General features: G+C 71.3%; 14 protein-coding genes. 4 read left to right on the forward strand and 10 right to left on the reverse strand.

Annotated features, from left to right (window positions below; all coding sequences use genetic code 11):
- The first annotated feature begins 26 nt into the window (after positions 1-26).
- The 3 genes from ACFU3E_RS14500 (at position 27) to ACFU3E_RS14510 (ending at position 3432) form a co-directional block, all read left to right on the forward strand.
- Entirely contained in the window at positions 27-971 is a 945-nt protein-coding gene (locus ACFU3E_RS14500; protein ID WP_384156620.1) for a sucrase ferredoxin, read from the forward strand.
- A 101-nt stretch (positions 972-1072) separates the two neighbouring features.
- Positions 1073-2746, forward strand: coding sequence for an ATP-binding protein (locus ACFU3E_RS14505; RefSeq protein ID WP_384156623.1), 1674 nt, complete (start codon positions 1073-1075; stop codon positions 2744-2746).
- A complete protein-coding gene (locus ACFU3E_RS14510; RefSeq protein ID WP_384156811.1) occupies positions 2746-3432 on the forward strand; it encodes a response regulator in 687 nt (228 codons plus the stop codon). Before ACFU3E_RS14505 ends, ACFU3E_RS14510 begins: the two co-directional genes overlap by 1 nt.
- 84 nt (positions 3433-3516) lie before the next feature.
- Here ACFU3E_RS14510 and ACFU3E_RS14515 read toward each other — a convergent pair whose 3' ends face one another.
- The 3 genes from ACFU3E_RS14515 to ACFU3E_RS14525 all read right to left on the reverse strand — a co-directional run bounded on the left by ACFU3E_RS14515 (position 3517) and on the right by ACFU3E_RS14525 (position 8280).
- Complete coding sequence (locus ACFU3E_RS14515; protein ID WP_384156626.1) at positions 3517-5109, reverse strand: cation acetate symporter; 1593 nt, start codon at positions 5107-5109, stop codon at positions 3517-3519.
- Positions 5106-5666 (reverse strand): DUF485 domain-containing protein, encoded by a 561-nt coding sequence (locus ACFU3E_RS14520; protein WP_384156629.1) that lies wholly within the window; start codon positions 5664-5666, stop codon positions 5106-5108. The genes ACFU3E_RS14515 and ACFU3E_RS14520 overlap by 4 nt, the downstream gene beginning before the upstream one ends.
- A 490-nt stretch (positions 5667-6156) precedes the next feature.
- Positions 6157-8280: a type IIA DNA topoisomerase subunit B gene (locus tag ACFU3E_RS14525; protein WP_384156631.1), complete on the reverse strand. Its 2124-nt coding sequence runs from the start codon at positions 8278-8280 to the stop codon at positions 6157-6159.
- Between the two features lie 442 nt (positions 8281-8722).
- Between ACFU3E_RS14525 and ACFU3E_RS14530 the strand changes: the two genes are divergently transcribed.
- Entirely contained in the window at positions 8723-8953 is a 231-nt protein-coding gene (locus tag ACFU3E_RS14530) for a hypothetical protein (RefSeq protein ID WP_033308327.1), read from the forward strand.
- A 119-nt stretch (positions 8954-9072) separates the two neighbouring features.
- Here ACFU3E_RS14530 and ACFU3E_RS14535 read toward each other — a convergent pair whose 3' ends face one another.
- The 7 genes from ACFU3E_RS14535 to ACFU3E_RS14565 form a co-directional block, all read right to left on the reverse strand.
- Complete coding sequence (locus tag ACFU3E_RS14535) at positions 9073-9921, reverse strand: S1 family serine peptidase (RefSeq protein WP_384156634.1); 849 nt, start codon at positions 9919-9921, stop codon at positions 9073-9075.
- Between the two features lie 136 nt (positions 9922-10057).
- A complete protein-coding gene (locus ACFU3E_RS14540; protein ID WP_384156637.1) occupies positions 10058-11599 on the reverse strand; it encodes an RNA polymerase sigma factor in 1542 nt (513 codons plus the stop codon).
- Between the two features lie 426 nt (positions 11600-12025).
- Entirely contained in the window at positions 12026-12913 is an 888-nt protein-coding gene (locus ACFU3E_RS14545; protein ID WP_384156640.1) for a FadR/GntR family transcriptional regulator, read from the reverse strand.
- A gap of 161 nt (positions 12914-13074) precedes the next feature.
- Positions 13075-15228 (reverse strand): ATP-binding cassette domain-containing protein, encoded by a 2154-nt coding sequence (locus tag ACFU3E_RS14550; protein WP_384156643.1) that lies wholly within the window; start codon positions 15226-15228, stop codon positions 13075-13077.
- Between the two features lie 132 nt (positions 15229-15360).
- Positions 15361-16119: an NUDIX hydrolase gene (locus tag ACFU3E_RS14555; RefSeq protein ID WP_366714323.1), complete on the reverse strand. Its 759-nt coding sequence runs from the start codon at positions 16117-16119 to the stop codon at positions 15361-15363.
- A 129-nt stretch (positions 16120-16248) separates the two neighbouring features.
- On the reverse strand, positions 16249-18168 hold the full coding sequence (locus ACFU3E_RS14560; RefSeq protein ID WP_384156814.1) for a glycogen debranching N-terminal domain-containing protein: 1920 nt from the start codon (positions 18166-18168) through the stop codon (positions 16249-16251).
- Positions 18169-18776: 608 nt separating this feature from the next.
- Entirely contained in the window at positions 18777-20546 is a 1770-nt protein-coding gene (locus ACFU3E_RS14565; protein WP_384156646.1) for a DUF4192 family protein, read from the reverse strand.
- Positions 20547-20595: the final 49 nt, after the last annotated feature.

Raw genomic sequence — 20595 nt, forward strand, 5'->3', positions numbered from 1 at the left:
GCCGAAGTCAGGTTAGGCTCACCTCTGTGAGTACGTGCTCAAGCGTCTCCCGGGACTTCGACGAGCCCGTTTCGGGAACCGCGGCCACCGCGAGGACCTGGCTGTTGCTGGAACAGCCCGGTCCGTGGGGTGCCAAGGCGCTCACTTCGAGCCACCTGGACCCCGCCCTGGGGCGTGCCCTGGAGGCGGCCGCCAAGAACACGGGCGTACGGATCGCGCTCATCCGCCGCCCCGGGCGCCACGCGGACCGCCGCATGCCCGCGGCACGCCGGGTGTACGCGGCGCACGTCGTCCCGGGCGACGTGTGGCTGCACAGCGCCTCGATCTCGGACCCCGGGCAACTGCTCGGTCTCGACTTCGCGGCACTCGGCCGGGGCGACCACCGCATGTTCGACGCGCTGCTCGGCGGCCGGCCCCACGACGGCGACCCGCTCGCCCTCGTCTGCACCAACGGCAAGCGCGACCGCTGTTGCGCCCTCCTCGGCCGGCCCCTCGCGGCCGAGCTGGCGACGTCCGGGGTCGAGGGCGTGTGGGAGGTCACGCATCTGGGTGGTCACCGCTTCTCCCCCACGGTGCTCGTGCTGCCGTACGGATACGCGTACGGCCGGGCCGAGGCTCATTCCCTCAAGGAGGTCCTGCACGGCGCCCGGGAGGGGCGGATCGTCGTGGAGGGGTGCCGGGGCGGCTCGGCCTGGGACCGGCCCGGCCAGGCTGCCGAGCTCGCCGTGCGCACCAGGACCGGCGAATACGACGCTCAGGCGCTGCGTGTGGTCCGGACCTCCGGCGCGGCCCCGCGCTGGGAGGTGGCCGTCGCCCACGCCGACGGACGCCGCTGGCAGGTCGACGTGGCCCAGGGCGCGGCCCTGCCCGCCCGCCCGGAGAGCTGCGGGGCCTCCGTCCTCGGATCACCCGCGCGGATGGACGTGGTGGCGGTGCGCGAGGTGAGGGTGGCCACGGCACTGGCCGGCTGACCGTCCCGCTTCATACCTGGACGCTGCCCTGCACACGTTGATCGGGAGATCCACGCCACACCCGTCTAGGGCGGCTGGCCGGCCGCACGTACCGTCTTGGTATGAGCCCCACTCCCCCCGCACGCCGCCTGCGCCTCGGCCTGCCCCGGCGGGTGTTCTCGCAGGTACTGCTGATGCAGGTGGCGATCGCCGCGGGAGTCGCGGTGCTCGCGACCGGGTTGTTCCTCGCGCCCCTCAGCAACCAGCTGGACGACCAGGCGATGCGCCGTGCGCTCGCGATCGCGCAGACGACCGCGCAGCTGCCTGAGCTCGCGAAGGACCTGCGGGACACGCCGCCCTCGCCGAACGGCCCGGTGCAGCGGGAGGCGGAACGGATCCGGAAGGCCACCAAGGCCGAGTACATCGTGGTGATGGACTGGAGGGGCGTGCGCTGGTCGCACACGGACCCGCAGCAGATCGGCGGCATCGTCTCGACCGACCCCGGCCAGGCCCTGGCCGGCAAGGAGGTCATGGAGATCGACAGCGGCACCCTGGGCCGCTCGGCCCGCGGCAAGGTGCCGCTGCGCGACAGCGACGGCACCGTCGTCGGCGCGGTCTCGGTCGGCATCGCCTACGACAGCGTCCGGGCCCGCCTGATCCACGCGATCCCGGGGCTGCTCGCGTACGCCGGCGGTGCCCTGGCCGTGGGCGCGCTGGCCGCGTGGCTCATCTCCCGGCGGGTCCACCGGCAGACCAGGGATCTGGCTTTCTCGGACATCGCGGCGCTCCTTTCCGAACGCGAGGCGATGCTGCACGGCATCCGGGAAGGCGTCGTCGCCCTGGACCGCGCCGGCCGCATCCGCCTCGTGAACGACGAGGCACAGCGCCTGCTGGGCATCGGGGAAGCAGTGGTGGGCCGTTCTCCCGACGAGGCGCTCGGCGCGGGCCGTACGGCCGATGTGCTGGCCGGACGGGTCGCCGGCACGGATCTGCTCACCGTGCGCGGCCAGCGGGTCCTGGTCGCCAACCGCATGCCCACCGACGACGGTGGCGCCGTGGCCACCCTGCGCGACCGAACCGAGCTGGAGCAGCTGGGCCGCGAACTGGACTCCACCCGCGGCCTGATCGACGCCCTGCGGGCCCAGGACCACGAGCACGCCAACCGTATGCACACCCTTCTGGGGCTGCTCGAACTGGAGATGTACGACGACGCCGTCGAATTCGTCGGCGAGGTGGTCGGGGATCACCGGGCCACCGCGGAACAGGTCACCGAGCGGATCGAGGACCCGCTGCTCGCCGCCCTGCTGGTGGGCAAGGCCGCCGTCGCGGCCGAGCGGGGCGTCGCCCTGTGGGTGTCGGACCGGACCCGGCTGCCCGACCGGCTGGTCGACCCGCAGGGGCTCGTCACCGTCGTGGGGAACCTGGTGGACAACGCCCTCGACGCCGTCGTCGGCGACCTCCAGGCGCGCGTGGAGGTCGAACTGCGCGCCGAGGGGCGTACGGCGATCCTCAGGGTGCGGGACACGGGACCGGGGATCCCTCCGGAGCACCGGGAGTTGATCTTCACCACGGGATGGTCTACGAAGAAGCCGCCGGCTCACCGCGAGCGGGGTATCGGACTCTCTCTGGTGCGCAGGCTGGCGGAGCGGCAGGGTGGCAGCGCGACCGTCGGCGAGGCGCACGGCGGGGGCGCGGAGTTCACCGTCGTCCTGCCCGAGACGCTGGCCGAGCCGGGTCCCGAACCGGCCGTGGTGACCGTGCCGTCAGCTCCGCAGACCGCCGAGGAGGAGTCGTGATGATCGAGGTCCTGGTCGTGGACGACGACATGAGGGTCGCGCGGGTCAATGCCGCCTACGTCGAGAAGGTGCCGGGCTTCCATGTCGCCGGGGAGGCTCACAGCGCCGCGGAGGCGCTGCACCGGCTGGAGACGCTGCCCCGGCTGGACCTGGTGCTCCTGGACCACTACCTGCCGGACGCGACGGGGCTCGCGGTCGTCCAGGAGATGCGGCGGCGCGGCGACCAGACCGACGTGATCATGGTGACGGCGGCCCGGGACGTCTCCACCGTGCAGGCGGCGATGCGCCACGGCGCACTGCAGTACCTGGTCAAGCCGTTCGCCTTCGCCGGCCTGCGCGCCAAGCTGGAGGCCTATGCGGAGCTGCGCCGCACCCTGGACGGCGGTGGAGAGGCGGAACAGACCGAGGTGGACCGTATCTTCGGGGCCCTGTCGGCACCGTCCGAGCCCGCCCTGCCCAAGGGGCACTCCCCCACCACCGCGGAGTTGGTCCGCCAGTGCTTGATGCACGCGGACGGGCCCCTGTCCGCCCAGGAGATCGCCGAGCGGACCGGGGTGAGCCGCCAGACCGCCCAGCGCTATCTGAAGCTCCTGGAACGCACGGGACGGGCCAGACTGACACTCAAGTACGGCGACGCGGGCCGCCCGGAACACCGTTACGTGTGGGCGACCCGCGGCCAGGTGTAGTGCCCTGAGAGGCCGGTGACGCGGCCCGGCCCGCGTGCTGGACGCCGTCGCGGCGCTCCTGGCCGTGTCAGGGAAGGCACCGGCCTACGCCGCTCCTGCTCCGGTCAGCGACCGCACCTCGGTCTCCGCGTGCTTGGCCTCGTCCGGGGCCTCCGTCGAGGTGACCGTGCCCAGCCAGCCCGCGAGAAAGCCGAGGGGGATCGAGACCAGGCCGGGGTTCTGCAGCGGGAAGCACTGGAGGTCGATGCTCGGGAAGAGCGAGTCGGGGCTGCCCGAGACCACCGGGGACAGCACCACGAGCACCACGGCCGGGACCAGACCGCCGTAGACGGCCCACACGGCGCCCCGTGTGGTGAAGCCGCTCCAGAACAGGGAGTAGAGCAGCACCGGCAGGTTCGCCGACGCTGCGACGGCGAAGGCCAGGCCCACCAGGAACGCCACGTTGAGGTCCCGCGCCAGCAGGCCGAGTGCGATCGCCACCGCTCCGACACCGACGGCCGCGATACGGGCCACCGCCACCTCGCTGCGCGGCTTCCCGCCCCTGCGCCGCAGGGACGCGTACAGGTCGTGGGCCACGGACGCCGAGGACGCGAGCGTGATGCCGGCGACCACGGCGAGGATCGTGGCGAAGGCGACCGCGGCGACGATCGCGAAGAGAACCGTGCCCCCGGTGGATCCCGCACCACCGCCGAGATCGAGGGCCAGCAGCGGGACCGCCGTGTTCCCGGCCGCGTTCGACCCGCGTACCGTGTCCGGCCCCAGGATGGCGGCCGCACCGAACCCGAGCACGATCGTCATCAGGTAGAAGCCGCCGATGAGCCCGACGGCCCAGACGACCGAGCGGCGGGCGGCGCGCGCGGTGGGCACGGTGTAGAAGCGGGACAGGATGTGCGGCAGCCCGGCCGTACCCAGGACCAGAGCCAGCCCCAGACTGATGAAGTCGAAGCGGGCGGTCCAGTCCCCGCCGTACTTCAGCCCCGGCGCCAGAAACGCCTCGCCGTGCCCGCTGCGCTCGGCCGCCGTGAGCAGCAGCCGGTCCACGTCGCCGTGGAAGCGCATCAGGACGAGCACCGTCAGTGCGATGGTGCCGCCGAGCAGCAGAACGGCCTTGACGATCTGGATCCACGTGGTCGCGCGCATCCCTCCCAACGACACATAGATCACCATGAGGGCGCCCACACCGATGACCGTCCAGGCCCGCGCCGCGTCGCTCGTGCCCCCGAGCAGCAGCGCCACCAGGCTGCCCGCGCCGACCATCTGCGCCACCAGGTACAGAACGGACACCGTGACCGATGAGGTTCCCGCCGCGATCCGTACCGGCCGTTCCCTCATCCGGGCCGCCACGACGTCGGCGAGCGTGAACCGGCCGCAGTTGCGCACCAGTTCGGCGACCAGGAACAGCACCACCAGCCACGCCACGAGGAACCCGACGACATAGAGCAGCCCGTCGTAACCGAACAGCGCGATGAGCCCCGTGACTCCCAGGAAGGAGGCGGCCGACATGTAGTCGCCCGCGATGGCAAAACCATTCTCCATGGGCGAGAAGAGCCGCCCGCCCGCGTAGAACTCCTCCGCCGAGCCACGCCGGTTACGGCTGACCCAGGTGGTGATCCCCAGCGTGACCGCGACGAACGCGCTGAAGAGCAACAGCGCCAGCGTCTGGTGTTCCTCCGTCACGACCCACCACCGTTCACGCCACGCGTCAGTTCCTGTGTGTCCCAGCGCAGTTCGAGCGCGGCCCGGTCCCTGCGCAGCCGCGCATGCCGTGCGTACGCCCAGGTGAGCAGGAATGTGGAGAGGAACTGCCCGAGTCCCGCCACCATCGCCACGTTCACCGCTCCCGCCACGGGTCGTGCCATCAGCTCCGGTGCGGTCGTGGCAGCCACGACGTAGCCGACGTACCAGGCGAAGAAGGCCACGAACGCCGGCACCACGAACCTGCGGTACCGCCGCCGCACTTCCTGAAAGGCCGCACTGCGCTGCACTTCCAGGTACACATCACCCGCCGCGGCCCCCGTCTCGCCCGCTGCCCGTGCCGACGGAACCACCGCATGAGCTTGCGCCCCGTCGCCGGCCGACTCGCCCCAGCCGGAGGCGAGGGCGTCGTACCAGGGATCGTCGTACCTGAGCTGTCCGGCCTCCTCGGCCGGAACCGGATCATGACCGTCGAGAGGTCCGACCCGACTCTCCTGCCCGGTCCCGCCGCCGCGGGAACGGCCCTTGCTTGGCTGCATGCCCAAGGATGGACAGAACGGGAAGATCCCCGACTCTTCTTCCCCTCGCTCTTCACCCCATCAGGTGACCAACCCGCTGGTGGCCGCACGATTCCCTTCCCGTAGGCGTAACGCACCGCCTGGGCACGGCCCTTGAGCCGACGCTGGATCGTGCGGTCGCCGTACGCCCCGCTCGACAGCGCGCCCGGGCGCCGGGACTGCCCACGCCGAGCCACGGTTCCGGCCCGGACGAGCAGGGTGCCGGCGATGGGGATGCCGGCAGCGACCGCCGCCGACGCCTTCCGCGCCACGGAATTCGCCAGGTCACGGGATCGGAGCCTGGGTGGATCAAGGGTGGATCCCCGGCCGTGCGTCTCTCCACCGGGAGGGGGAGAGACGGCCTCGGCACGGCCGGGACGGTGCCGAGGCGCCGGATGCCTGCCGAACCGCTGCGGGTACGGCCTGGGCCCCCCACGCCCCGGCCGTACCCGCCAGCAGGCCGATGCCGCGGCTACGCGTCGATGCGCGACCGGTCCAGCGTCGCGGCCGAGTTGGAGATGAACTCCTTGCGCGGAGCCACGTCGTTGCCCATCAGCAGGTCGAAGACCTGCTCGGCGGCCTCCAGGTCGGAGAGGTTGATCCGGCGCAGGGTGCGGTGGCGCGGGTCCATCGTCGTCTCGGCCAGCTGGTCGGCGTCCATCTCGCCGAGGCCCTTGTAACGCTGGATCGAGTCCTTGTAGCGGATGCCCTTGCTCTGGAACTCCATGAGCGTGTCGCGCAGTTCGCGGTCCGAGTACGTGTAGACGTACTTGTCCTGGCCCTTCTTCGGCTGGACGACCTCGATGCGGTGCAGCGGGGGCACCGCAGCGAAGACCCGGCCGGCCTCGACCATGGGACGCATGTAGCGGTGGAACAGCGTCAGCAGCAGGGTGCGGATGTGCGAGCCGTCGACATCGGCGTCGGTCATCATGATGATCTTGCCGTAACGGGCGGTGTCGATGTCGAAGGTCCGGCCCGAGCCGGCTCCTATGACCTGGATGATCGCGCCGCACTCGGCGTTTTTGAGCATGTCCGTCACAGAGGACTTCTGGACGTTGAGGATCTTGCCGCGGATCGGCAGCAGCGCCTGGAACTCGGAGTTGCGGGCGAGCTTGGCCGTGCCGAGCGCGGAGTCGCCCTCGACGATGAACAGCTCGCTGCGGTCCACGTCGTCGCTGCGGCAGTCGGCCAGCTTCGCCGGCAGCGAGGAGGACTCCAGGGCCGTCTTGCGGCGCTGCGCGTCCTTGTGCTGCCGGGCGGCGATGCGTGTACGGGCAGCGGCGACGGCCTTCTCCAGCACGACGCGGGCCTGCTGGGCGGCGTCCCGCTTCGTGGACGTCAGGAACGCCTTGAGTTCCTTCGTGACCACGTTGTTCACGATGCGGCGGGCCGCCGAGGTCCCGAGGACCTCCTTGGTCTGGCCCTCGAACTGCGGCTCGGCGAGGCGCACGGTGACGACCGCGGTCAGGCCCTCCAGGGCGTCGTCCTTGACGATGTCGTCCTCGGCGACGCGCAGGAGCTTCTTGGTGCGCAGCACCTCGTTCATCGTCTTGGCGACGGCCTGCTCGAAGCCCGCGACGTGGGTGCCGCCCTTGGGGGTGGCGATGATGTTGACGAACGACCGAAGCGTCGTGTCGTAGCCCGTGCCCCAGCGCAGTGCGACGTCGACGCCGAGTTCGCGGGTGACCTCGGTGGGCGTCATCTGGCCGTGGTCGTCCAGGACGGGGACGGTCTCCTTGAAGGTGCCCTGCCCGGAGAAGCGGAGGACGTCGCAGACCGGCTTGTCCTTCGCCAGGTACTCGCAGAACTCGCTGATTCCGCCGTCGAAGCGGAAGGACTCCTCGCCCTTGCTGCCGCCCTCGCCGAGCCCGTATTCGTCGCGCACGACGATGGTGAGGCCGGGCACCAGGAACGCGGTCTGGCGGGCGCGCTGGTGCAACGTCTCCAGGTTGAGCTTGGCGTCCTTGAGGAAGATCTGGCGGTCGGCCCAGTACCGCACGCGCGTGCCGGTGCGGGTCTTGGGAATCTTCTTGGCCTTGCGCAGGCCACTCTTGGCCTCGAACTTGGCGTCCGGGCCGTTGCCGGCGAAGGCTCCGGGGACTCCGCGACGGAAGCTGATGGCGTGGGTGTGACCACCGCGGTCCACCTCGACGTCCAGTCGGGCGGACAGGGCGTTCACCACGGAGGCGCCGACGCCGTGCAGACCGCCGGAGGCGGCGTAGGAGCCGCCTCCGAACTTGCCGCCGGCGTGCAGCTTGGTCATGACGACCTCGACACCGGAGAGGCCGGTCTTGGGCTCGACGTCGATCGGGATGCCCCGGCCGTTGTCCCGGACCTCGACCGAGCCGTCGTCCTGGAGGATCACCTCGATGTGGTCGCAGTACCCGCCGAGGGCCTCGTCGACGGAGTTGTCGATGATCTCCCAGACGCAGTGCATCAGGCCACGGCTGTCGGTCGACCCGATATACATACCCGGGCGCTTACGCACGGCCTCGAGCCCCTCGAGGACGAGCAGGTGCCGCGCGGTGTAGTTGGACCCGTCCCGGTCTGCTCCTGCCAGCAGAGCTGTGGACGGCACGGACGTCTCGGCGGTCACGCGGTTCGCTCCTCGCTGAATTTCAGATGGGGCCCTTGTGGGTAAGGGCGCGGCTTCAGTCACCGGTGAGAGGGTACCGAGGCCTGGTAGAGCCGTTGTAACGCCACCCTCGTCGGAAACTCAGACTAGTCCACACTCGCATGCGTGTTCGATCCCTCGATGGAGTGAAGTACACATCACGTTCCCTTCCAGGCATGAACCATTTAGGCTCCGGGCACGTCCTCATGAACAACCGGCAACCCAGCCGGGAGGACCGACCACCGATACAACGCGAAGCCCCGTAAGACACATAGACACGCAATACGGCACATTCGCCGCCAACCGGCAGCAGACAGCCGCCTCGCAAAGATTCTTTCGAGGAAAAGCCACGAGCGGGAACGTTTTGGGGCTGGTTGGATGTTGACCCTGGTACGACAGCTCGTCGAGCTAGAGAAGAGGCGACGTGACTACTGTTCTGACCCCTGCGAGCCAGTTGACGGCCGCTGATCGCTGCGACCGCTGCGGCGCCCAGGCGTACCTGCGCGTCGTCCTGCTCAGCGGCGGAGAGCTGCTCTTCTGCGCCCACCACGGGCGCAAGTTCGAGCCGGAACTCAAGAAGATCGCCGCTGAGATACAGGACGAGACGGAGCGGCTCACGTCTGTTCCCGCGAACGCCTCCGAAGAAGAGCGCTGACACCTCGCGTCCGACGACGAGCCAGCCCGCCACCGGGGGTTGACGGGGGGGGTGCCTTTTTCAATGCGGCAGCCGCCCGTCCTCGTGCCATTACCTCGTTCGCGCTCCTCCAGGCCGCCTCACACGCCTTCCGGGGCCTGTGCCCATCCGAGCGTCCGCATGATGTGGGACACCCGCATGTACACGCCGGGGTTGCCGGCCCGGCCGCAGCCGATCCCCCAGGACACGAGCCCGACCAAGCGCCCCTGGGACACCAGCGGCCCTCCGCTGTCGCCCTGGCAGGCGTCCCGGCCCCCTTCGGCCTCCCCGGCGCACAGCATGCTCGTGACGTCGTAGGTGCCATCCGCGCCGCCCGGATACGCCTCTGCGCACAGCGCGTCGGGAAGCACACGCACTCGTGCCGCCCGAAGACTGTCCGGGTACTCGCCGGTGCCCGAGGTGTCGCCCCACCCGTACACCGTCGCGGTCCCACCCGCCGCGTACGCGGGATCACCGTCGGCCGCCATGGTGATGATCGAGTCACTCCGCAGCGGCTCGGCCAGAGTGAGCACGGCGAAGTCCCCGGCATTGCTGACACCGTCGTAGGCCGGGTTCACCCACGTACGGCGCACGGAGATCTCCTGGCCGCCGCGGCCAGAGAGCAGGTCTGTGCGTCCGGCTATGACCTTGAGGTCCCGTACCCGCTCCGGTGGCCCGCCCAGGACGTCCTCGTCCAGGCAGTGGGCCGCGGTGAGCACGGTGGTACGGCCGACCACCGCGCCGCCGCAGAACTGCCCCGCGCGTGTACCCCCGAACCGGTCACGACTGGACAGGGCCACCGTCCACGGACTCTGGGACGCCTCGACGGGAAACCCGCCTATGACCACGCTGTCGGCGGCCACAGGGGCGCTGGAGCCCATGGACAGGGCGGTTCCTGCCGCTGCCAGGACCAGCGGCAGGACCAGAGCTCGAGCCAGTCGACGACGCATACGCTCTCCTCACTCCGTGATGTCCGTGAGACACCCAGAGTGATCCACCCCGTGGGACCCCGCACCCGCGGCGCGACAGCACTGCGAAGGCCCGGCCCCCTCGGGGAACCGGGCCTTCCGTGTCGTACGGCCTCGCCTAGTCGAGGTAGTCGCGCAGCACCTGCGAACGGGACGGGTGGCGCAGCTTCGACATGGTCTTGGACTCGATCTGGCGGATCCGCTCACGCGTGACGCCGTAGACCTTGCCGATCTCGTCGAGGGTCTTCGGCTGACCGTCGGTGAGGCCGAAGCGCATCGAGACGACGCCCGCCTCACGCTCGGACAGCGTGTCCAGGACGGAGTGCAGCTGCTCCTGCAGGAGCGTGAAGCTCACCGCGTCGGCCGGGACGACGGCCTCGGAGTCCTCGATGAGGTCACCGAACTCGCTGTCGCCGTCCTCGCCCAGCGGGGTGTGCAGCGAGATGGGCTCGCGGCCGTACTTCTGGACCTCGATGACCTTCTCGGGGGTCATGTCGAGTTCCTTGGCCAGTTCCTCCGGGGTAGGCTCGCGGCCCAGGTCCTGGAGCATCTGGCGCTGCACGCGCGCGAGCTTGTTGATGACCTCGACCATGTGCACCGGGATACGGATGGTGCGGGCCTGGTCGGCCATGGCGCGGGTGATCGCCTGACGGATCCACCAGGTGGCGTACGTGGAGAACTTGTAGCCCTTGGTGTAGTCGAACTTCTCGACCGCGCGGATCAGACCGAGGTTGCCCTCCTGGATGAGGTCCAGGAACAGCATGCCGCGGCCGGTGTAGCGCTTGGCCAGGGAGACCACCAGACGGAGGTTGGCCTCCAGGAGGTGGTTCTTGGCGCGGCGGCCGTCCTCGGCGATGATCTCCAGCTCGCGCTTCAGCTTCGGCGCCAGCTTGTCGGCGTTCGCCAGCTTGTCCTCGGCGAACAGACCCGCCTCGATGCGCTTGGCGAGCTCGACCTCCTGCTCGGCGTTGAGCAGCGGGACCTTGCCGATCTGCTTGAGGTAGTCCTTGACCGGGTCAGCGGTGGCACCGGCGGCGGCGACCTGCTGGGCGGGTGCGTCGTCCTCGTCCTCGTCGGAGAGCACGAAGCCCGCGTTCTCGGCGGTGCCCTCGGGCTCCTCACCGGTCTTGCCGGGGGCTGCCTCCTCGAGCACCTCCTCCTCGGGGATCTCGGCGTCGTCCTTCTTGGCGCTGGTCTTCTTGGCCGCCGTCTTCTTGGCGACGGTCTTCTTCGCGGCCGCCTTCTTGGCCGTCGTCTTCTTGGCAGCCGCCTTCTTGGCGGGTGCCTCCTCCTCGGCGGCGGGCTCGACGGCGGGCGTCGCCGGCGTGGCGGTGGCGGTGGCCTTCCGGGTGGTCACCGCCTTGGCCGCGACCGTCTTGGTGGCGGTGCGCTTGGCGGGACTCTTCGCTGCGACGCTCTTTCGGGTGCGCTTGGGCTCTGCGGCACTGACCATCAGCGTCACACCCTCTTCCTCGAGGATCTGGTTGAGGCTGCGCAGTACGTTCTTCCACTGAGTGGCCGGAATCTGGTCAGCTTCGAAGGCCCGACGCACGTCATCGCCGGCGATCTGCCCCTCAGCCTTTCCCCGCTCAATGAGCGCCATGACAGAGACGGACTCGGCGATCTCCGGCGGGAGCGTACGGGATGTGCTGGCCGACACGAACAACCTCTCGGAACGTTGGAAAACGGCTTCCGGCCCCGTCCACAGGGGACTGGAGCCGACCGCCGGCTTGGGGATGGGCCGGCGGCGCGGGCGGGGGCCGGGAAGATGCACAGCGCCGTGAACGGCGTCCGTATTCCCTCCGCGGCTGTCACCTCTTAGGTCATCGCGTTCTTCCCGCGAGCGTTACGCCCAATCCGCGTGGCCCGAGTCACACCCCGTAAGCGAATGAAACCAGTCAGACACTGACAGAAGTGGTCACATACGGTACCGACTCGGCCGCCCCACCGCGCCACGAACCCTTCGCACAGTCGGACCCCGCAGGATCACGAGGATCCCACGGGGTCCGACGGGAGGCGGATCACCGATCAGGCACTGCCACAGGAGGGGGGTGGCACACCCGGCCGCGCCGCCCGCGGAACTCGGTCAGTGCTCGCGCGGGGCGGGCACGACCCGTTCCACCTCGGGATGAACCGTGAGGAGTTGACGCATGGCCGCCTCGGCCGCCGCTCCGTCACCGGTGGCCAGGGCGTCGCAGATGCGGCCGTGGTGCGCCAGGGACGCCTCGTTCGGCCGGTCACAGCCCGTGACCGGGCTGCCCGAGACCTGAAGAGCCGCGGACACGATTCCGGAGAGGTGCTCCAGCATGCGGTTGCCCGCGACCTGGATGAGCAGCGAGTGGAACTCGGAGTCGGCGCGGGAGAAGGTGAGCGCATCACCCTGGGCCATCGCGTGCCCCATGATCTCGATCATGTCCGCGAGGCGCTGCTGGACGTCCTCGCGCCCGTGCCCGGCGGCGAGGCGGGCGGCGAGCGGCTCGATCGTCCACCGCAGTTCGCTCAGCTCGCGACGCTGGTCGTCGCGCAGCGGCCCGAAGGCCCGCCACTCGATGATGTCCGGGTCGAGGAGGTTCCAGTCACTGACGGGACGCACGCGCGTGCCGACGTTCGGACGGGCACTCACCAGTCCCTTGGCCTCCAGGACGCGGAGCGACTCGCGGACGACGGTGCGGGAGACCTCGAAGCGCTGGCCGATCTCTTCGGGCACCAGCGGGCGGTCGGCGCCCAGGTCGCCGGAGACGATCATCTGACCCAGTTGCTGAACGAGTTGGCCGTGCAGCCCGCGTCCGCGGCTGCCCGCGGCACGTCGGCCCACTCGGCCCAGCTCGTGGTCCCCGCCGTCCCAGGCAGGGACTCCGACGCGGTCGACGGCGGGCGCCTCGGCGTACGGGTAGCGGTCGAGTTCGCCCGGGCTCGCGAGGCCGGAGTCAGCGGAGCGGGCGGCGGTCATCATGGTGTGCGCAAGGGTACTCACGCATCCTTTGTCGGCGTCGGCTCCAACTCCCTTGAGGTCTTTGGTGAAAAGCACACGAAAGGGTGATCGCTCACCCCGTCGCAATTGACGCCTTATCGGAAAGAAATGAGCGCTCTGCGGGGAGTTGCGCGCATGGCCGGACTAAGGGTTACGGACAGTCGTCACCGGAACCTGCCGCGCAGCGTGGTGAGCAGATACGCGCAGAGCAGAGCGGTCAGCGACAACGTCAGTGCCCCGCCCACAGGTTGGGAGACCACCTCGAACACGGCCTCCAGATAGCGCTCTCCCCCGAAAGGCCATCGCGGCAGGAGAGCCTCACGCAGCCGCACGGGAAGTCCGGCCGCTGTTCGCACGGACGGTCCGTTCACGAGCTTGTGCACGACGGGTACGACGAGGAGGGGGACGGCGGCCACGGCGGCGAGTCCGGCCGAGGTGGACCGGAAGACTCCTGCGGCGAGTACCCCGGCCCAGGCGCAGCCGACCATGAGCCCGATCCAACTCGCGCTCATCGGAAGCCAGTCGGCGGGAACCTGGGCGAGCTCCCGCCCGTAGACGAGATAGAGCACTTCGGCGTCGCAGCCGACGGTGAGGACGGCCAGCACCAGCGCGGTGGCGGAGGAGACGAGCAGTTTGGCGGCCAGCAATCCCAGCCGGCGGGGCACGGTGCCGCGGTCGGCCGCCAGGGCGGGGTGGCGGAACTCGTCACCGAAGGCCAGCGCGCCGAGCAGTCCCGCGCCGAGCGCCGCGGGCGGCAGGGGCAGCTCCTGCGGCCAGGCGGCCAGCAGGCGCGGCTGCGGGGTGTGCCCGATGCGCGCGAGCACGACGGCGGTCACGGCGGAGACGGCGAGCACGACGGCTCCGGTCAGGAACCCGGTGCCGATCCCGGCGGCACGGCGGATCTCGTAGCGGAGGGGGCGGAGGGGGCTGGGGGCGGGACGGACGGAAATGGGGGGCGGCAGAGGGGGCAGCGCGTCGAGCGCGCGAGCCGTGCGGGCGCCGGGGCGGGGCGGCGGCGGGGTCGCAGCCGAAGGACGGTTGCTCGAGCGGCCGGCCGAGGACGCACCCGAGAGCTCGTGCGGCTCGGCGCCGGGGTGCGGTTGCCCTGCGGAAGACGACGGCTCGTCCGGGTCGGGTGCGTTCGCGAGGGATCGCGGCTCAAGCGTGGGGCGCGGCTCGGCAGAGATGTCCACGGGGTCCACGGAGGAAGGCGGCGGCTCCACGCACTGCTCCGGTGCGTCCGAGAGGAATCCGGGCTCGAGCGAGGGCCCCGGCTCGAGCGTGCGGTCCTCGGCGTCCGTGGTGTACGGCCTCGACGGGTCGAGAGACGGCGCCGCTTTTCCGGCCCGGGTCGCACGGGTCGCGCGGTGCGTGTCGTTGACGTGCCCTGGCCCGGCGAGACCTCGGTCAGATGGCCCGCTCGTCTGACCGGCACCCGCGCCGGGCCCCATGTCCCCGATCTCGTCGGCCAGTCGGTGCACGACGATGCCGTGGCGGAACGCGATCTCACCGATGTCCGCGCAGGTACCGCCGTACACCGAAAGGCGGTTGCCGCCCTCTCGGACAACCTCGACGGAGCGCTGTGAGGTGCGGGCCTGTTTGGCCAGGAGAGCTGCCAGACGGGCCGCGTGCGGGCTGCGTACGGCGACACGGGGACGGAGGCGGGTGCGCGAGAACTCCGCGGCCTCCTGGTCGGCCACGAGCCTGCCCTGTTCCAGGGTGACGACGCGGTCGGCTGCGCGTGCGGCCCCCTTGGGGTCGGTCGTGGTGAACAGGACCGTGCCGCCCTGGGCGGCATGAGCGCGCAACATGCCGTGCAGCCAGATGCTCTCGCGGGCGGAGAGCCCGTCGGCCGGGTCGTCGAGGACGAGGGTGTGCGGGTCGGCCAGGAGGACACAGGCCAGGCCGAGGCGGCGGTCCATGCCGCGGGAGAGGGTGCCGAGGCGTTCGTCGCGCAGGCTCACGAGTCCCACCGCCTCGAGGACTTCGTCGGCACGCCGGACCGGAACGCCCGCGGCGGCACACAGCATGCGCAGATGACCGCGGACCGTGCGGGCGGGATGCCCCGGTACGTCGCCCAGCAGCACACCGACCTCGCGTGAGGGGTGGGCGATGCGGTGCAGGGGGCGGCCCCGGAAGTGGGTGATGCCGCGACCTTGTTGGAGTTCGAGCATGAGTCTGAGAACCGTCGACTTGCCGGCGCCCGGCGCTCCGAGCAGCGCGGTGATGCGGCCCGCCCGCGCCTCGAAGGAGACGTCGTCGGCTGCGGGCGGAAGCTCTTTTCGGGGCTTGCTGGTCAGTCCGAAGGCCTGGATCACTCACAGCAAGATAGCGCGCTATGTCCGGTTTTTGGGGCATCCCAAGGCCTGCCTCGGGCAGGACCCTCACCCGCGACCGGACTGCGGGCGGGTCGGGTTCCGGGGCCGGGGAGGCCCGGGCCCGCCCGTCGGTCACACCTCGGGGCGCAGCATCGGGGGGTTGAGCAGCGTCGCCCCACCGGCGCGGAAGAGCTGTGCCGGGCGTCCGCCCTGGCGGGTGGTCGTCCCACCGGTGGGTACGAGGAACCCGGGTGTGCCCGTGACCTTGCGGTGGAAGTTGCGCGGGTCGAGCGCCACGCCCCACACCGCCTCGTAGACACGGCGCAGTTCCCCGACGGTGAACTCGGGCGGGCAGAAGGCGGTGGCCAGCGAGGAGTACTCGATCTTGGAGCGGGCGCGCTCCACTCCGTCCGCGAGGATCTGCGCGTGGTCGAAGGCGAGCGGCGCGACCGGCTCGGCATCCCGCCCGTAACCGCCCTGCTGCAGCAGTTCCTCCACCGGAGCCCAGCGCGCGTTGCTGGCGTCTCCGCCCGCTCTGGGCGCGGGCAGGTCGGGGGCGAGAGCGAGGTGGGCGACGCTGACGACCCGCATCCTGGGGTCCCGCTTGGGGTCTCCGTAGGTGGCGAGCTGCTCCAGATGTGCGCCGTTGTCCTGGGCCGGGGCGGAAGGGTCGTGAACGCGCAGTCCGGTCTCCTCCGCCAGCTCACGTGCCGCGGCCTGCGCCAGGTCTTCATCGGCCCGCACGAACCCGCCGGGCAGCGCCCAGCGCCCCTGGAACGGCGGTTCGCCCCTGCGTACCGCCAGCGCGCACAGGGCGTGGCGGCGCACGGTCAGCACGACCAGGTCCACGGTGACGGCGAAGGGCGGAAACGCTGACGGGTCGTAGGGCATGCCGCGATCATAGTCGTCTGCCTGACGATAAACACTCCCTTCGCTGGTCCCTTCGCCTACTGATCCACTTCGGTCCGATATGGACTCCACCGCCCTTCCTGTTGTCCTGAAAAGGCACGTCGCCGCACGTCACACCCCCAGTTGCAGTCTGTCGGCCGCCTCCTCGACCATGGCGAGTCCCAGCCGGCTGACCCGCACGGAGAACGGGGCGCCCGCCACACGCAACCCCGTGAAGCCGATCTCCCCGAGAGGCGCGCTGCGCACGGGGCGCAAGGTCACCGTCCCCGCCGGGGCGTCGGGGCGGATGCCGGCGAGGGCGGTCAGCAGCAGCACTCCGGCGGCCGCCGCTGTGGCCGCGGGGCGGCAGGCTGCCGGGTGCGGGAGCGGAGCACTCCCTTCCGTGCGCTGCTCCCCCGCGTACATCTCGGGCAGCCGGTGGGCGAAGGTCTCGGCGGCCGCGAGTACGCCGCGCAGCAACGAGCTCGCTTCCTTCTCGTAGCCGGCGGCTGCGAGTCCCGCGACGGCGAGTGCGGTCTCCTGGATCCGTACGGCTCCTGCGCGGTGGCCGAACGGGTTGAATCCCGGTTCCTTCGTTCCCAGTCCGCGCAGGCCCCACCCCGAGTCCATGACCGGACTGCCGAGCAGCCGGGCGAGGTGCTCGGTCCGGGCTTTGTCGAGCAGGCCTGGCGCCAGCTCGCCCCCGCCCAGCAGGCCCGTGTCGAGGAGGTGCACGGCGGCCGCGCCCAGGTGGGGTACCGGGCTGCCGTCCGGGGCACGGGCTGTCGCGGGCCGGCCGCCCCCGCGGTCCTCGATCCAGAAGTCCTTCCGGAACTCGGTCCGTAAGGTCTGCGTCCACTGCCGGAGTGCCGCTCCCCCCGTCCGGCCGCAGGCGTCGAGGAGGTCGGCGCCGAGCAGGGCGGCACGGTGGGCGTGGGCCTGTGTCTCGCAGCGGACGGGTCCGCCCGGGTTCGGGTCGCCTAGGTAGGTGCCGTCACCCACGGTGGTTCGCAGCCAGGCCAGGCAGCGCTCGGCGGCGGGCAGCAGCTCTTCCGTCTCCTGGTCGGGGAGCCCCCAGCGGCGGGCCTCGGCAAGCAGGGCGGGGAAGAGCAGCGTGGCCTCTGTTCCCGTGCACTGCGGCGGAAGGTGCGGCCCGGCGTCCCGTCTGGGACCGGGGATCATTCCTGACTGCTTTCCGGCACCGGTGAGTTGGGTCCGGGCGAGGGTCCTCAGCGTTCCCGCGGCGAGGCCGGTGCCGAGCGGCAGCGTCATCCGGGCGGCGACGAGCGCGTCGGCGGGAGCCAGACCGCATCGCCAGGGCGCCCCGGCCGCGAGGTGGGTGTCGGCGGGGTTCGCGGAGTCACGCAGGAGGAGGGCCTGGAGATCCTCGATGCTCGTCCGCAGGAGGGAGGGGACTCTCCGGTCGTCGCCCTCCGCACGCGCGGCGGCCAGAGGGCTGGTCGCCGCGCGTCCCACGGCTCGGAGGGGCCCCGCGCCGTCCGGCCGTACCCGCAGTTCGACGGTTCTGCTGCCGCCGGGTGGCAGGTCGAGCTCCCACCGCAGCAACCCGGCCGAGGCGAGAGCGTCCGAGGGAGGTGGTTCGGCCGTGACGGACGCATTGCCGGTGGCGCAGGACCAGCGCAGGCCGGAGCCGTGGACACTGGCGGGGAGTTCGAGCTCTGCATTCCCGGAGGCGACCGTCCCGAGGTCGGCAAGATCCGTGCCAAGGACGATCTCGACCGGCAGCCGCAGGGGGCGGGGAGCCGCGCTTCGCAGGGTGATCCGCTCCGTGCCGTCCGCGAAGCGGTTGCGTTCCACGATCACGTCCGGGTCCGGTCCCACCTGCGGTGACGTGCGGAGTGTGCCCACGAACCTGGCACGGTCGGCCGAGACCATCCGGGCCAGTACCGCGAGGGGTTCTCGTCCGGCGACGCGGATCTCGCACCGGGAGAGCACCCGGCGGCCGGCGCGGTAGAAGCCCTCCAGCCCGCGGCCGGTCAGCTGCCCTGCCTCGGTCGAGATGGCCAGGCCGGGAAGGGCGACACAGATCATCGCGGTGTGGGCGGGGGGCAAGTCGGCGGACCAGCGCGGTCCGGGGATCGTGGCACCCCGGGGCGAGGGCGAAGCCCCGGGTGAGGGAGCCCGTCCGCGAGCGGCGGGCGGTGAGACCGGGCCGTAGCCCGCCCCCGCACCAGGGCGACGAGTCTGGCCGGCCCATCGGGGAGACGATCGGCCCGGGCCGGTCGACGATGGCGGGCACGAGTCGGGGCCGGTGGGCGCAGAAGGGAATGACGTACTGCCTGGGAACCTCGGCCCGTAGCCGTCGACACGTGCCGCCGGTCGCGGAGGGTCGGCCTGGTCCCCCGCCCTCGGCGGCCCGGGCAGGCCGTGACCCGGTCCGAGGGGTGGTGGGGGTCCGCCCTGGGGGCGACGGTCGTCGGCGGCGGAGGGCGGAGTCGGCTGTTGCATGGGAAGGCTTCCTCTGCGCTCGATGCGCCTCGATCGGGTTCGGCGCCGGTGCCGGAGGAGTCCGACGGGGCAGGGGCAGTGCGGCGTCACGGCCCGTCCAGCCGTTCCGCCACTCAGGTGAACGGTGGGAGGGTCCTTCGAGTCACGCCCGCGGCCCGGTCCCATGCGTCGCGAGGCCGCCCGGCGGAGGCTCACTCCTCACCGCCCGTGCCATGGCCGGGCTGGGCGCCTTCCTGGCCCGCGTCCCGGCAGGGCATGGCTGCCTTCTTCGGTGTACGCACACGCGCGCCGCCCGCTCGGACGCCGCCGGACCGCGTGGTACCCGCCGTCGCCGCACGGCTTGGGCGAGGACCGGTTTCGGTGGTACCGGCAGGGTGTGTGGTGCCCGCCGGCGTGCGCCGACCGGAGGTCGGGGCACCCATGTCACGGTCTTTCGCGCTGGTACGGCCGGAGACTGCGCCGGTGGTGCCGACGGCACGGGAGCGACGGAGACGGCGTGACGGCATCGCCGCCGGTGTCGGCTTGTCGTACGGCTCGGACCGGGGCGGCACGGCTGCCTGTGAGGGCTTGCCGCACGGCCCGGCCTGCGGCACGGCTGCCTGTGAGGGCTTGTCGCGTGAGTCCATCTCGAGCGCCGCAGTAGTCCCGCGCCGGGCGGACTCGTCACTGCCCGCCCGCGTTTCCAAGAGGTCGGCGACCGCGCGCCCACGGCCCTTGCGCTCCGCTCGCAGGCAGCTGCGGATCGACTCCGGGTCGAGGCCTTCGTTGCAGGCCTGGTGCAGGAGCCGGGCGAAGAGGTAGTCGGGGTCGGCACCCAGGGCCATGGCGAGGGCTTCGCGGGCCTCCAACTCGTCGCCGGTGGACCAGGCGACCCAACCGGCCAGGGTGAGCGGCGCAGCGGCATGTTCGCCGTAGGGCCCGACGCAGCGGCGAGCCAGTGCCCGCCAGAGGCGAAGGGCGTGTCCGGCCTCGTCGCCCTCCATCCACTCGGCCGCGCGGTCGCGGGTCGCCCGGTCCTGGAGGCCGAGGATCAGCCGGGCGGCCTCGTCGTGCCCGAGCAGTTCGTCGTCGCGGAGATCCGCCGGGAGCATTCCGGAGACGGGCTGTGCCTCGGCGAAGCGGCCCAGGATCCTCCCGGCCAGTTCCAGCGTCCCGTCGGCCACGGCGGCGCGGCCCGCGTCGTCCAGGATTTTCGGCACCAGGGCCATGCTGGCGGTGTCCAGGGCGGCCTCCTGTTCGAGGGCCGCGGCGTTCTCCCAGGGCAGCAGCCGGGTCCGGAGCTCCCGCAGTGTGCCGCGCACCTGGATACCGGCGTAGGTGGCGGCCGCGGCCAGCACGGAGGTGCCCGGCAGTCCCATGGGGGCTCCCTCGGGGGAGCAGCATGCCGCGTTGTCACAGCAGTAGGACCAGTAGCGGCCCTCCGAGATGCACAGTGCCTCGACCACCACGACGTCCAGGGAACCGCACTCGACGCGCAGCCTCTGGGCCAGCGGCCTCAGCCGTTCCACCACCTGCCGGCCGGTCTGGCCCTCCTCCGGTTCCTGGCACAGGAAGGCGACCATCGACTCGGGGCGGGCTCCTCGGCGCTCGCTGCCCGTCACGAGGCCATGGGACAGTTGCCGGGCCGCGGACGGCCAGTCGTCCGCGTTCGCGGGGATACCGAGCCGGGCCCGGCCTCCGAACCGCCCCTGTCCGTCCTTGTCGTGCAGGGCGACCAGGACGATGCTGTCCTCGGGGCGGTATCCGAGCAGGTACGGCAGGGCGTCGGCCAGTTCGGCCGGAGTGCGCAGGGTGACCTGGTGCTCGCCATCGTGACTGTCGTACGCGGTTCCGCGGGCGTGCAGCCGGGCCGCGTCACTCGTCTTCCTCTCCTGTTCACTGTTCTTCTGCCCGCCCTGCGCCTCGGGCCCGGTGATGTCACCGTTCTCGGGGGATCCGGTCGTTTCGCTGTGGTTCGTCATGCGAAGACGATCTCGCGGAACCTGAACCTCCGCTTGACCCTGTGGATAA

Origin of the sequence: Streptomyces sp. NPDC057424, from assembly GCF_042803315.1 — a bacterium.
Lineage (GTDB): Bacteria > Actinomycetota > Actinomycetes > Streptomycetales > Streptomycetaceae > Streptomyces.